The sequence below is a fragment of the Leifsonia sp. McL0618 genome, assembly GCF_049994905.1.
Lineage (GTDB): Bacteria > Actinomycetota > Actinomycetes > Actinomycetales > Microbacteriaceae > Diaminobutyricibacter.
Genome location: NZ_CP188258.1, coordinates 997,151 through 1,009,696, shown reverse-complemented (window position 1 = coordinate 1,009,696; position 12,546 = coordinate 997,151). Strand labels below are relative to the sequence as shown.

Below are 12,546 nucleotides of genomic sequence, written 5' to 3'. Positions count from 1 at the left end.
GACTCCTTACTTGTGGGTGGTGGTTGGTGTTGTCTGGACTCGGCGCGGGATCGCGGAGAGCAGCTGGCGGGTATAGGGATGTTCCGGCTCTTCGAGTACCTGTGCCGTCGGGCCCTGCTCGACGATGCGCCCGCGGTACATGACGGCGACGCTGCTCGCCACGTACCGCACGACAGCCAGGTTGTGCGAGATGAAGAGCATCGACAGTCCGAGTTCGGCCTGCAGTTCGCGCACCAGGTTGAGCATCGAACCCTGGATCGACACGTCGAGTGCCGAGGTGATCTCGTCTGCGACGAGCACCTCCGGCCGGCCGGCGAGGGCTCGCGCGATGGCCACCCGCTGGCGTTGTCCGCCGGAGAGCTCCGACGGGTAGGCCTGCGCGCGGGTGTTGTCGAGGTGCACGAGTTCGAGAAGCCGCGCGACCTCATCGCGCCGTTCGCCGCGGCCGAGGCCGCGCGGGAGGATTTCGGCGATGCTGGCGCCGATCGTCATGCGGGGGTCGAGCGACGAGTACGGGTCCTGGAAGACCATCTGCAGGGGGCGGCGCCCGCGGCGCGCGGCGATCGGGGACCCGTCGAGCAGGATGCGGCCCGAATGGACCGGCGACAGGCCGACGGCGGTGCGCGCGAGGGTCGACTTGCCCGAGCCGGACTCGCCGACGAGGCCGACGACCTCCCCGGACGGAACCGTCAGGCTGACGCCGTCGACAGCGGTCATCGCGGTGCGCCCTGCACCGTAGCGCACGGTCACGTCGTCGAAACGGAGTTCACTCATGCCAGGACCTCCGCATCATCGCGTTCGATCTCCGTGCGCAGCGGGAGCCGCGCGGGCATCCCGAGCTGGATCGGCTCCCCCGCGTGCCAGCAGGCGACGCGGTTGCCGGCGTCGTCGGTGACGAGCTCCGGGTCGACACTGCGGCAGCGGGCGTCGGCGAGCGGGCAGCGCGCGGCGTAGGCGCAGCCGGCCGGAACCTGCGCGGGATCGACCGGGCGCCCCGGCACCGTCGCCAGGGGCTGGTCGATGTCTGTCGTCATGTCGGGAACCGCCGCGAGCAGAGCACGGGTGTACGGATGCCGGGCTGCCGTCGCGAGCTGGTGCGCCGGCAGGTCCTCCACGATGCGGCCCGCATACATCACGAGCACCCGGTCGCAGATCTCGGCGACGACCGAGACGTCGTGGCTGATCAGGAGGAGGGCGACGTCGTCCTGCTCGCGGATCGACTGCAGCAGCGCGAGTACCTGCTGCTGCACGGTGACGTCGAGCGCCGTCGTCGGCTCATCGGCGATGATCAGTTTCGGCGTGGCCATCAGCCCCATCGCGATCATCGCGCGTTGGCGCATGCCGCCCGAGAATTCGTGGGGATACTGCTTCACCTGGCGCTCGGGGTCGGGCAGCTTCACCGAACCGAACCGGTCGACGGCCCTGGCGAGAGCGTCCTTCGAGCTCAGCCCCTCGTGCTCGATCGCCACTTCGGAGAGCTGTCCGCCCATGCGCTTGGTGGGGTTGAACGACGTCATCGGGTCCTGGAACACCATCGCGAGCGACGTGCCGAGAAGGCGGCGGTGGCGTGCGGGGTCGCCCTCGAGGAGCGCGTGGCCCTGGAAGTCGAGCTTCCGGGCTTTCACCTCGCCCGGCTGCTCGACCAGCTGGGCGACCGACAAGGCCGTGAGCGACTTGCCCGAGCCGGATTCGCCGACGATTCCGACGGCCTCGCCCCGCTGGATGGTGAAGGTGATCCCGCGCACGGGGCTCACGGGACCCGCGGCACCGGGGAAGCTGACGTGCAGGTCCTCCACGTCGAGCACGGCATCCGATTCGCGGACCGCTGCGGGGGCGGCCGCCGCAGCGGGACCGCGCTGGACCTTCTTCTTGATGGCGGTGATCGGGTTCGCCGACGCGATGCCGAGTGCGCGTGCGGCGGATTCTCCGACGAGGTTGAACGCCAGTCCGGCGATGACCACGGCGATGCCGGGGGCGAGCGCGGCGAGCGGATTGACGTAGATGCCCGAGAGTCCCTCACCCATGAGTCGGCCCCAGTCGTACCCGGGCGGCTGAACGCCGAGGCCCAGGAACGAGAGGCCGGCGAACGCCAGCAGGGTTCCGCCGGCACCGATCGTCGCGTTCACGATCAGGGGCTCGCCGATGTTCGGAAGCACGTGGCGCGAGAGCACCCGGAAGCGGCCGACGCCGCCCACCCGCGCGGCTGCGATGTAGTCGCGCGACGCCACACCGGCGATGAGTGTCTGGCAGAGCCGGGCGAACGACGGGGCTCCGGCGATGCCGATGGCCAGCACGGCGCCCAGCCAGCCGGTGCCGAAGATCACCGCGAAGAAGAGTGCGAGGAGCAGGCCGGGGAAGGCGACGGCGATGCCGACGATCCAGGTGATCACGCGACCGAAACGCGGCCCGAGCAGGAGCGGGAGGACACCGAGGACGAGGCCGATCACGACCGAGACGAGGGTCGCGAACAGCGCGAGCACGATGGAGAGCCGGGTCGCCACGAGAACCCGGTAGAAGAGGTCGCGGCCCAGGTTGTCTGTTCCGATCCAGTGCTCGGGCGACGGCCCGGCCAGCAGGTCGTTCGTGTTGACCGCATCCGCTTTCTCACCCCAGAGGATGGGGGCGAAGACGGCCGTCGCGAGCACGAGGGCGAGAAGCACGATCGCTGCGATGCCCAGAGGGGTGCGCATGGTGCGCCGGATGGCTTTCATCAGTGCTCCGCAACGGTCGAGCGCGGGTCGAGCAAGGCCAGCACGACGTCGACGATGGTGTTCACGAGGAGCACGCCGACGCCGTAGACGAGCACGGTGGCCTGCACGAGCGGGTAGTCCTTGGTCTGGATCGACTGCACGATGGTGCTGCCGAGCCCGGGCCACGCGAACACGTTCTCGACCAGCACGGTGCCGACCACCAGGGAGCTGAGCAGCAGCCCGGCGAGGGTGAGTGTCGCCGTGAGCGCGTTCGGCAGGGCGTGGCTGAGGTGGATGCGCCACGACCTGAGACGCTTCGCCCGTGCGGTGCGCACGTAGTCGGCGTCGAGCACACCGAGCATCTCGACCCGCACGATACGGGCGAGCACGGCCGCCGGGCCGAGGGCGAGTGCGATCACCGGGAGGATGTAGGAGGCGGCGCTGTCCCGTCCGGCGACCGGCAGCCACCCGAGGGTGACGCCGAACACGAAGACGAGGGCGACGCCCAGGAGGAAGTCGGGGATCGTCGAGAGGAAGACGCTGCCGGCGGTGAACCCCAGTTCGAGGCGGCGGCCCCGCGATCGCCGGGTGGCCACGGCGACGGCGACGCCGATCGGCACGGCGATCACGATCGCGAGCAGGAAGGCGAGACCGGCGAGTGCGGCCGTCGCAGCGAGCCGCTGGCCGATCACCTGCGCCACCGGGAGCTGGGAGCCGATGGACTCGCCGAGGTTTCCGGTGAACACGCCCTGCAGGTAGTGCAGGTACTGCTGCCAGAGCGGCTCGTTGAGTCCGAGCGCTTCGCGCCGGGCGTTGACGACGGCCAGTGGCGTCGTCGCGCCCATCGCCGCCCGGATCGGGTCGCCCGGCACGAGGTGGATCATGAGGAACGACGCTGTGACGAGAACCCACAGCGACACCAGGAGTCGCCCTGACCGGCGGATCGCGAAGCGCTGCCAGCGACGATCGCCGGTGGTGCGAATCTCTTCTGCCGGCAGGGCGACTGCTGATGTCATGCCGTGGTTTCCTTACTGATTGGTGCGGTGGAACGGGTGGTGCTTGTGGTGCGTGCGGAGCGGTGTGCGGTCAGCCGAGCATCCGGATGCTGGTCGGCACGATCTCGCCGATCTGCTGGAACACTGCGCCCTTGCCGAACGTCTTGACGACGTTGTTGGCGAACGGCACTACGTCGGCGGCCTTCACGAGCGCCGTCTCGGCGTCAGCCCAGGTCTGGCAGCCCTCTGTGCCGTTCATCGTCATCGCCTTGGCGACGTTCGACGAGTAGTCCGCGTTCTGGACGTTCGCGAAGTTGGTGCCCTTGGGCGCCGCGGGGCCGGACAGGAAGCCGACGAGCTGGTCGGGGCTGTTCACGTTGAGCGGCTCCCACGCGATGTCCCAGGCTCCGGTGCCGAACAGGGCACCCGAAATGGCCGTCGCATCCTGCTGGGTGGCCGTGACCTTCGCGCCGATGGCATCCCAGGCCTTCGTCGCGAGCTCCGAGGCGGCGACGCCGCCCGTTCCGAGCGTGGAGTCGTAGAGGAAGGTCAGGTCGAGCTTGACACCGTTCTTGGCACGGACGCCGTCAGAGCCGACAACCCAGCCGGCCGCGTCGAGCGCCGCCTTCGCTGCAGCGATGTCCTTCTTGGGCAGAGCCTTGGACACGGAGTCGACCGTGCAGGCGACAGGCGGGACGACGGCGAAGCTGGTCGCGGCCGTGCCCTTGCCCGACGTGATGACCTTCTGCAACTGGGGCAGGTCGAGCGCCTGGGTGAGCGCCATGCGCACGGCCGGGTCGGTCGTCGGGTGGCTGCCGGTGTTGTTGTACCACTGCTCACCGATCAGGGCCGGCGTGTTCTGGGTGAACAGCTTCGCCGCCGCGAGTCGCGCGGCGTCCGGCCCGATGATCTCCGCCGAGTTCACCTGGCCCGAGAGCAGCAGGTTGGCCGCGGTGGTCTCGTTCGGGATCACCTTCGCCGTGACCGTCGTCGGCGTGCCCTTGGCGCTCGTACTGGCGCCGCCGGGGCCCCAGGTGTACTTCTTGTTGACCTTGTACGTGTAGTGGTCGTTCGCAACGGCTTCGGTGAGAACGTATGGGCCGGTGCCGATCGTGGCCGTGGCCAGCTTGGAGCGGTCGGCGAGTCCGGCGTCGCAGACCATCGGCAGGTTGGCGATGCTCTGCAGCAGGAACGGCGCAGGCGACGAGAGGGTGAGGGTGACCGTGCCGGCCGAATCGTCGGAGGCGGCGGTGATTCCGGCGGGGATGAAGGCGCCGAGGAACGGGCTCTTGTTCGCCGGGGCCTCGACCCAGGTGATGTTGGCCGCGGCGGTCTTCGCCGTGAAGGTGGAGCCGTCGGAGCAGGTGACGCCCTTCTTCATCGTGAACGTCGCGGTGGTGCCGTCGAGCTTCCACGCATTCGCCAGGCCACTGGTGATCTTGCCCTTGGCGTCGACGTTGACGAGAGGGTCGTATGCGAAGTGGGTCAGAGCGAAGAGGGCGCTGACGGCGGAGGCCTGCGGGTCGAGGTTGCCGGGGTCTGCGCTGAGGGCAAGCGTGAACGCCTTTCCGTCGGCGTAGTTGGCCGAGGACGACCCCGTGCTTGCGCCGGCTGCGCACCCGGCGAGGGAGGACACGGCGACGGCCGCGACGATGGCCGCGATCGCAGGTTTCCTGATTGATTTCATGAAGGATGCTCTTTCTGCTGGTGGCGTACTGCTGTGGACGCGGTAGGTGGGTCTAGGAGGCGCGCGTGACGACGCGGCCGTAGTGGATGTACTTCGCCTTGCCGTCGCCGGCGTCACCGAGGAAGGCGTAGATCGGGTGGATGCCGCGCTGCCCCTCGAGCTGGATCAGCGAGTCCTTTCCGAAGGCGACGAGCTCGCTGCGATCCGGCTTCCCGCCGATCTCGGCGATGATGTCCTTCGGCGTGCGGTCGATCCAGACGCGGCCGTCCTCGTCCTGGCTGACGACGATGTCGTAGATGGTGTCGGAGTAGAGACCGAGGTACGGCGTCGCGTCGACGGCGGCGTGTTCCTCCGGCGGGAGGGGGTGGCCGGGCAGCGTGACCCCGGCGACCTCGGCGAGGATGCGGGCGACCGCGGACTCGAAGAGGCCGAACACGTCACCGCCGTTGGTGAGCATTGCGACAGCCAGCCCCGCCTCGGGGACGATGCGCAGGAAGGCCGCCTGGCCGATGGTGCCGCCGTCGTGGCCCAGCACAGTGGGCGCCGAGCTGTCGATGATCTCCCAGCCGAGGCCCCAGGCGTCGCCCATGCCGGTCAGGCGCGGCAGGTCGACATGCTTCGTCTGCATGGCTGCGACGGAGTCCGCCGAGAGGATGCGCGTGCCGTCCGGCGCCGTGCCACCGTCGAGGTGCATCTTGACGAAGCTCACGAGGTCGCGGGGACGCATGGCAAGCATTGAGCCGGCCGGTTCGTTCGAACGGGCGAGCGCCCAGACGGGGGCTGCGATCTCGACGCCGTCCTCGCCCGGTCCGACGTGGCCGACGGCCGCACGGTGGAGGATCGCCTCGTAGGCACTCGGAGCAACGTGGGTGAGCCCGAGCGGGGTGACGATGTGGTCGACCAGGGCCTGCTCCCAGGTCTTCTCGCGGAGCACCTCGACGAGGCGGCCGAGGATGGAGAAGCCGACGTTGTTGTATGAGAACAGCTCGCCGGGCGAGAACAGCTGCGGAAGTTCGGCGATCGAGGTGACGTATTTCGCGATCGCATCCTCACCGCGGCCGGTGTCTGTGAAGACGTCGCCTTCGAAGCCGCCCTGGTGGCTGAGCAGCTGACGCGTGGTGATGCTTGCGGCGGATGCCTCGTCGGCGAGGTGGAAGTCGGTGACGTAGGTCTGGATCGGCAGGTCGAGATCGAGCAGTCCGTCGTCGACGAGCTGCAGGACGAGCGTCGCCGTCCACACCTTCGTGATCGACCCGATCTGGAAGACCGAGTCGGGCGTCGCGTCGACGAGCGTCGAGGTGCTGAGCACGCCGCCGGCGCCGTCGATGATCTGACCGTCCTTGAGCACGGCGATGGCTGCGCCCGGAACCTTGTGGTCGCGGACGAGGCCCGCGAACTCGGTGTCGATGAACGCCTGGATCTCGTCTAGTGACTTCATTCCATCACCATAAGAAAAGCGAACGGCCGCCTTTTCGTCCGATCGGACAGTTAATCGGGTCGCCATTCGTCCGCCTGCACATGTGACCGATCGATTACTTTAGGGTTGTGTAATCGCTCGGTTACTTCGGTAGATTGTGAGCGATCGGTAACAAAGAGGAGGAAGACCGTGCTGGTGAGACGACCAACGGAACTCGGGGCGCTCATCCGCGATAGAAGGGAAGCCCGAGGCTGGACGCAGGAGGAACTGGCTGAGCGTGCCGGCGTATCCAGGCGCTGGGTGAACGAGTTCGAATCCGGCAAAGGTACCGCGCAGGTACGACTGGTGTTCGACGCCCTCAACGCCTTGGATGTCGAACTGGAGGTGAACGATGCCGACGACCGATAGGTAGCTCTGCGCGGACGAGCGTGGCTGGCCTTCGCACGAACTGTAGCCGCACTCAGCCGCGATGCGTTGCCCGCGTCATCTCGGCGGGGATAGCCTCTGGGTAGCAGGACGGGCCGAACCGGGAGGTGCGGGATGTCCCCGGAGGTGCCGGACGACGTTCGCAACGACGTTGCTGCAATGCGCAACGCAGTCCTCTTCGAAGGGGCCGAGCGGAGGCGGCGGCTGACCCGCTTCTGGCTGCTGCTCGGACTGTCGTCGGTGATCGCCGCATCCGGTGTCGTCGCGAACTCGTCGGCGACCGTGATCGGCGCGATGATCGTGGCCCCGATGATGCTTCCGATCCAGGGCATCAGCCTGTCGACCGTGCTCGCCGACGGAGTGAACCTCGTGCGCTCCATCGTGCTCGTCGTCCTCGGCGCGCTTGCTTCCATCGCCGTCGGCTTCGTCGTCGGGCTGCTCGTCTCCGAGCCGGTCGTCGCGGCCACGGATCCCGAGGTTGCGAGCCGGGTATCCCCCGACCTCATCGACCTGGTCGCGGCCCTCGCCACCGGGGCGGTCGGCGCGGTCGCGCTGGTCCGGTCGGATATCTCGGACACGCTGCCCGGCGTCGCGATCGCGATCTCGCTGGTGCCTCCCCTCACCGTGGTCGGGCTGACGCTTCAGTCGGGTGCTCCCGCACAGGCGGCCGGTGCGCTGCTGCTGTTCCTGACGAACGTGGCGGCGATCCTGGCCACCGGGATCGTGATCCTCGCGGTCTACGGGGCACGCCCGTCACCGGGCGATGTCGACACCGGCCGGCCCATCAAGCGGCGCAATGCCTTCGTCGTGATCGGAGCAATGGTCGTGATCGTCGCGATCCCGCTCGGGATCGCCTCGGTGAGGCTCGCCGTGCAGACCGCCCGGCAGAGCTCGATCCGCACGGTCGCACAATCGTGGGCACAGAGCACGGGCTGGAATCTCGTGAGCGTGACCACGGCGAACGGGACATACCTCGTGCGCGTGACGGGCGCGCCGCCCGTGCCCGCAACGGACACGCTCGAAGCCCGGCTGGAGAAGGCCGGGGTCGACCCGTCAGGCATCCAGGTCGACCTCGTTCCGTCGTATACGGTCGACCTCCGCACGCCGTCGCCCTGAGCGACCGCGGTCAGGCGGCAGCGAGGACCGCGGCGGCCGCCGTCGCGCCCTCGGCGTCGCCCTGCAGCATCCGGCGGTACTCGCCGACGAAGCCATCGAGTTCGGCTGGGGTGACATCGCGCACACCGTGTACGACGAGGGGCTTGAGCCAGCGCATCCCGAGCCGCCGCGCGATCGCACGCATGGGGATCAGCACGTCGTCGAACGCAAAGCCGTGGAACCCGTCCGGTGAGTATGCGGCCTCGATTCCACCGGTCGACGTGACGACCCGAAAGCCTTTGCCCGCGAGGACGCCGGGCTTGCTCTGGCCGTATGCCCATCCCATGAGGAGCACCGCGTCCATCCAGGCCTTCAGCATGCCGGGCGGCGAATACCAGTACGTCGGGTACTGCAGCACGACGGTGTCGGCCGCCTCGAGCGCGCGCTGCTCCGCCTCGATGTCGATGGCACCATCCGGATACAGCGCAGCAAGGTCTCGCACGGTGACGCCGGGAAGGTCGGCGACACCCGCAGCGAGCGGAGCAGCGATGTGCGAGCGGGCGAGATCCGGATGTGCGAGAACGATCAGTGTCGTCACTGTCATGCCTTTCAGCTACGAGGAATGGAGTCGACCGCGTCGGCGGCGGCGCGCTTGGCAGCGTCGACGACCGAGCGGTCCTGCTGGAGCCGGCCGCCGGCCAGGGCGCCGTCGATGAGGAAGCCGACATGGCTCGCGAGCCGGTCGGGGTCGGGTGCTCCCGCAGCCGCACACAGCCCGGCGAGCCACGCCTGCCGGCGCTGGACATGTTCGCGCGTGATCGCGCGCGCCTGGGAGTCGATGCCGGACTCGACGGCAGCGCTGATGAACGGACACCCGAAGAAGCCGTGCCGGTCGAAGGCGTCGAGGAGTGCGTCGAAGAGCCCGACGAGCTGGGCGGCCGGGTCGTCGCCGGCCGCCGCTGCCGAATCCTGGAGCTGCCGCATCCACGAGTCGTCGGTCGCCCGCAGGTAGGCGGCGACGAGGTCGTCTTTCGAGCGGAAGTGCGCGTAGAGCGTCGACTTGGAGATTCCCGAGGTCGCGATCACCTGGTCGATGCCGACTCCGCGCAGCCCGTGTTCGTAGAAGAGATCGGATGCTGCGGCGAGGATGCGGCTCTCCGAGCGGGTCCTGCGAATCTGTGTGGCCATGGTGCCTCCTTAATCGAACATACTAGTCTGTTCGATTAAGGAACACAAGCCGCCCGCCGGCCGCCATTCGTGGGAGGCTGGTGGGATGAGCGAAACCATCGACGTCGACGTCGTTCGCGTGTTCACCGATGAGAGCGGCGACTACGGCAACGAGCTCGGCGTCATCGAGAGCACGGGCTCCAGCCTCGGCAGGGAACAGGAGATCGCGAAGACGCTCGGATTCAGCGAAACGGCGTTCGTCGACGGTGTCGACGACGAGCTCTTCACCGCACGCATCCGCATCTTCACCCCCGCGAAAGAGCTGCCGTTCGCCGGCCATCCCAGTGTCGGCACCGCCTGGCTCCTGGCGCGCCAGGGCATCCAGCTGTGGGCGCTGCGCGAGAAGGCCGGGGAGGTGATGGTCGACTTCGAAGGCGACATCACCTGGATCACCGCCCACGCGGACTGGGCGCCCGAGTTCCACTGGATCCCACTCGACTCCCCCGGCGAAGTCGATGCCCTCGACCCGGCCGATTTCACCGAGGGCCAGCATTTCGCCTACGCGTGGATCGACGAGGGCGCCGGCCACCTGCGCGCCCGCATGTTCGCCCCCGAGATGGGAATCGCCGAAGACCAGGCCACCGGGGCCGCCGCCGCCGGCATCACCGCGTACCTGAGACGGCACCTGACGATCCTGCAGGGCGACGGGTCGGTGCTCGTCACCAACCTCGTCGGCCATGACCTGGTGCGGGTCGGCGGCCGCACGGTGTATGACCGGCGCGACCGGCTCGAACTCACGTGACGCGGATCGTCGAGCATCCGGTCACGGATGCCAGCGCCGGTCCCTACGGCATCACCGTCACCGACGACGGCGCCGTCTGGTTCACGCTCGTACACGCGGGGCAGGTGGGGCGACGCGACGTCGACGGCTCCCTGCAGTTCGTCGACCTCGGCGACACCGCCCAGCCCTCGCAACTCTCCCGGGCCACCGACGAATCGGTGTGGGTCACCGACACGACGGGCAACCGTATCGTCCACGTCGGGCGCGGGGCGCGCGACAGCATCCGCGTGCTCAACGAGGTGTCGGTGCCCACCATGGAGTCGAGTCCGTTCGGCATCACCTCGCTCTACGACGGCACCGTCTGGTTCACCGAACTGGCAGCGGATGCCCTCGGCCGCGTCGACATCATGGGGCGCGTCACCGAGTTCCCGGTCGGACGCTCCGACGGTATGGCGTCGATGATCGCGGGGTCGGGCGAGAGCGTCTGGTTCACCCTCAACCAGGGCAACGCGGTGGGGCATGTGCGGGGCGGGGATGCGGCCATCCAGTATTTCGAGCTGCCGCGACCGGCGTCGGGGCCGGTCGGGATCACGGTCGCAGAAGACGGCGCCGTGTGGTTCGCCGAAGTGCTGGGCGGTGCGCTCGGGCGCATCGGCCGGGATGGCGTGCTCACCGAGGTGCTGCTGCCAGACTCCGACTCCAAGCCGCACGCGATCACGGCGGCCCCGGCCGGCGGATGCTGGTTCACGCTCTGGGGCTCCAACCAGGTGGGGTTCGTCTCCGACGCGGGCGAGCTCACGCTGCACGACCTGCCCACCCCCGCGAGCGAGCCGCACGGCATCGCCGTGGCCCCCGACGGCCACGTCTGGGTCGCGCTCGAACGGGGCCTGCTCGCAGAGCTCGCCTGACCGTCGCTGCTAGGCGCCCGCCGCCGCGATGATCCCCGCGGCCGTTTCGCGGCCGACGCGGATGGCGCCGTCGACGTGCTGGTAGCCCTTGCCTGCCATATCGCTGCACGAGAACCAGATCGGGCCGACCGGTGTGCGCAGGTCGGCGCCGTAGCGCGCGAGGCCGCCCATGTCGAAGCTGGCCGCGTACGCCCCGCGGGTCCACTCTTCCGAACCCCAGTCGCTCTCGTAGTAGACGACCGGCTCGAGCGCCTTCTCGCCGTAATAGTGCGACAGTGAGGTGAGGATGCGCTGCTTGCGCTCCTCCGCGGTCAGAGCGAAGACGCCGTCGGCCGCCTCATCCGCCACGAAGCCGACGAGCGTGCCCCGTTCGTCGCCGTAGTTCGTGTTGTCGTACGCCTCGTGCACCAGCTCGTACGGGCTGAAAGCCGTGCCGGACAAACCAGCCTCCCGCCAGAACGGCGTCTCGTAGACCGCGTGCACCTTGATGACGAAGCCCATCGACAGGTGCTGGTGCAGCTGCTGCTGGCGGCGCGGCAGGGGCGGCTCGTATCCGATTCGGCTGATCAGGATGGGCGGCACCGCGATGACCGCGAACCGCGCCTTCACCTCGACCGAGTCGGTGACCGCCGTGACGCCGCCGTCGTGCCAGCGGAGCGTGCGCACGGCCTGGCCGAGGCGCACATCGCCGCCGAGCCGTTCCGCCAGCAGCAGCGGAACCTGCTGAAGGCCCCCGATGACGCGCTTGTCGAGGATGAAGTCGGCGTCGACCAGGTTGCTGAAGCTGCCGGCGCTCGCCGCCATGAGCAGGGCCTGCAGTGCCGAGAACGCGTGGGCGGGCTTGGTGAGCATCGCACCGGCGATGAACATCCCGATGTTGTCGCGCGCCTCCTGGTCGTCGGTCTGCGTCTCCAGCCACCGGCTGAACGAGACCTCGTCGAGGTCTTTGGCGAGCGGATGCTCCCACGGCCGGTCCGGGTCGATTTCGGCGACCAGGGCATCCAGCTTCTCGATCAGCGTGACGATCTCGGCCTCGGTCCTGGGCGGCACAGGGAAGATCTCGCCCTCGAACCGGGTGAGCTCTCCTGCTTCGTTGAGGTAGACGTTCTCGCCTTCGCGGTATCGCGGGTAGGTTTCCAGTCCGAGCTCGGCGAGCGTGCTCTTCAGTGCGTCCTGGTCGGGCGAGACCCACTGGCCGCCGATCTCGAGCATGGCCCCGTCGACATCGTCGGTCCACAGCCGGCCGCCGACGCGGTCGCGTGCCTCGAGCACTGCGACGGTCAGCCCGGCCTTCTTCAGCTCGGTCGCCGCGGTGAGTCCGGATGCGCCGGCGCCGATGATGACGACATCGCGTTCGATCGCGCTCATTTTTTCGCTTCT

General features: G+C 68.7%; 12 protein-coding genes. 4 read left to right on the top strand and 8 right to left on the bottom strand.

Annotation, left to right across the window (positions count from 1 at the left end):
* Positions 1-6 precede the first annotated feature (6 nt).
* The 5 genes from ACPPVQ_RS04925 to ACPPVQ_RS04905 all read right to left on the bottom strand — a co-directional run bounded on the left by ACPPVQ_RS04925 (position 7) and on the right by ACPPVQ_RS04905 (position 6,810).
* Positions 7-774, bottom strand: a complete 768-nt coding sequence (locus ACPPVQ_RS04925) for an ABC transporter ATP-binding protein (RefSeq protein ID WP_426519221.1) — start codon at positions 772-774, stop codon at positions 7-9.
* Complete coding sequence (locus ACPPVQ_RS04920; protein ID WP_426519218.1) at positions 771-2,711, bottom strand: dipeptide/oligopeptide/nickel ABC transporter permease/ATP-binding protein; 1,941 nt, start codon at positions 2,709-2,711, stop codon at positions 771-773. The genes ACPPVQ_RS04925 and ACPPVQ_RS04920 overlap by 4 nt, the downstream gene beginning before the upstream one ends.
* Positions 2,711-3,706: an ABC transporter permease gene (locus tag ACPPVQ_RS04915; RefSeq protein WP_426519213.1), complete on the bottom strand. Its 996-nt coding sequence runs from the start codon at positions 3,704-3,706 to the stop codon at positions 2,711-2,713. Before ACPPVQ_RS04915 ends, ACPPVQ_RS04920 begins: the two co-directional genes overlap by 1 nt.
* Before the next feature lie 70 nt (positions 3,707-3,776).
* Entirely contained in the window at positions 3,777-5,372 is a 1,596-nt protein-coding gene (locus tag ACPPVQ_RS04910) for an ABC transporter substrate-binding protein (RefSeq protein WP_426519212.1), read from the bottom strand.
* 52 nt (positions 5,373-5,424) lie between these two features.
* Positions 5,425-6,810 (bottom strand): serine hydrolase domain-containing protein, encoded by a 1,386-nt coding sequence (locus ACPPVQ_RS04905; protein WP_426519210.1) that lies wholly within the window; start codon positions 6,808-6,810, stop codon positions 5,425-5,427.
* A gap of 174 nt (positions 6,811-6,984) precedes the next feature.
* Between ACPPVQ_RS04905 and ACPPVQ_RS04900 the strand changes: the two genes are divergently transcribed.
* Both ACPPVQ_RS04900 and ACPPVQ_RS04895 read left to right on the top strand, forming a co-directional pair.
* Positions 6,985-7,197, top strand: a complete 213-nt coding sequence (locus tag ACPPVQ_RS04900) for a helix-turn-helix domain-containing protein (RefSeq protein ID WP_426519209.1) — start codon at positions 6,985-6,987, stop codon at positions 7,195-7,197.
* 132 nt (positions 7,198-7,329) lie between these two features.
* Complete coding sequence (locus ACPPVQ_RS04895; RefSeq protein ID WP_426519207.1) at positions 7,330-8,331, top strand: DUF389 domain-containing protein; 1,002 nt, start codon at positions 7,330-7,332, stop codon at positions 8,329-8,331.
* Between the two features lie 10 nt (positions 8,332-8,341).
* Here ACPPVQ_RS04895 and ACPPVQ_RS04890 read toward each other — a convergent pair whose 3' ends face one another.
* Together ACPPVQ_RS04890 and ACPPVQ_RS04885 are read right to left on the bottom strand one after the other, a co-directional pair.
* Positions 8,342-8,914: an NAD(P)H-dependent oxidoreductase gene (locus ACPPVQ_RS04890; protein ID WP_426519206.1), complete on the bottom strand. Its 573-nt coding sequence runs from the start codon at positions 8,912-8,914 to the stop codon at positions 8,342-8,344.
* Positions 8,915-8,919: 5 nt separating this feature from the next.
* Entirely contained in the window at positions 8,920-9,498 is a 579-nt protein-coding gene (locus ACPPVQ_RS04885; protein WP_426519204.1) for a TetR/AcrR family transcriptional regulator, read from the bottom strand.
* 85 nt (positions 9,499-9,583) lie between these two features.
* Between ACPPVQ_RS04885 and ACPPVQ_RS04880 the strand changes: the two genes are divergently transcribed.
* Complete coding sequence (locus ACPPVQ_RS04880) at positions 9,584-10,279, top strand: PhzF family phenazine biosynthesis protein (RefSeq protein WP_426519202.1); 696 nt, start codon at positions 9,584-9,586, stop codon at positions 10,277-10,279.
* Positions 10,276-11,166 (top strand): virginiamycin B lyase family protein, encoded by an 891-nt coding sequence (locus ACPPVQ_RS04875; protein WP_426519200.1) that lies wholly within the window; start codon positions 10,276-10,278, stop codon positions 11,164-11,166. Before ACPPVQ_RS04880 ends, ACPPVQ_RS04875 begins: the two co-directional genes overlap by 4 nt.
* Positions 11,167-11,175: 9 nt before the next feature.
* Here the strand turns inward: ACPPVQ_RS04875 and ACPPVQ_RS04870 are convergent, their stop codons facing one another.
* On the bottom strand, positions 11,176-12,534 hold the full coding sequence (locus tag ACPPVQ_RS04870; protein WP_426519198.1) for a flavin monoamine oxidase family protein: 1,359 nt from the start codon (positions 12,532-12,534) through the stop codon (positions 11,176-11,178).
* Positions 12,535-12,546 lie beyond the last annotated feature (12 nt).

What these genes read in the sequence shown, in the direction of transcription:
- ACPPVQ_RS04925 (WP_426519221.1), bottom strand. Translation starts at nt 774, where the DNA reads ATGAGTGAACTCCGTTTCGACGACGTGACCGTGCGCTACGGTGCAGGG.
- ACPPVQ_RS04920 (WP_426519218.1), bottom strand. Translation starts at nt 2,711, where the DNA reads ATGAAAGCCATCCGGCGCACCATGCGCACCCCTCTGGGCATCGCAGCG.
- ACPPVQ_RS04915 (WP_426519213.1), bottom strand. Translation starts at nt 3,706, where the DNA reads ATGACATCAGCAGTCGCCCTGCCGGCAGAAGAGATTCGCACCACCGGC.
- ACPPVQ_RS04910 (WP_426519212.1), bottom strand. Translation starts at nt 5,372, where the DNA reads ATGAAATCAATCAGGAAACCTGCGATCGCGGCCATCGTCGCGGCCGTC.
- ACPPVQ_RS04905 (WP_426519210.1), bottom strand. Translation starts at nt 6,810, where the DNA reads ATGAAGTCACTAGACGAGATCCAGGCGTTCATCGACACCGAGTTCGCG.
- ACPPVQ_RS04895 (WP_426519207.1), top strand. Translation starts at nt 7,330, where the DNA reads ATGTCCCCGGAGGTGCCGGACGACGTTCGCAACGACGTTGCTGCAATG.
- ACPPVQ_RS04890 (WP_426519206.1), bottom strand. Translation starts at nt 8,914, where the DNA reads ATGACAGTGACGACACTGATCGTTCTCGCACATCCGGATCTCGCCCGC.
- ACPPVQ_RS04885 (WP_426519204.1), bottom strand. Translation starts at nt 9,498, where the DNA reads ATGGCCACACAGATTCGCAGGACCCGCTCGGAGAGCCGCATCCTCGCC.
- ACPPVQ_RS04880 (WP_426519202.1), top strand. Translation starts at nt 9,584, where the DNA reads ATGAGCGAAACCATCGACGTCGACGTCGTTCGCGTGTTCACCGATGAG.
- ACPPVQ_RS04870 (WP_426519198.1), bottom strand. Translation starts at nt 12,534, where the DNA reads ATGAGCGCGATCGAACGCGATGTCGTCATCATCGGCGCCGGCGCATCC.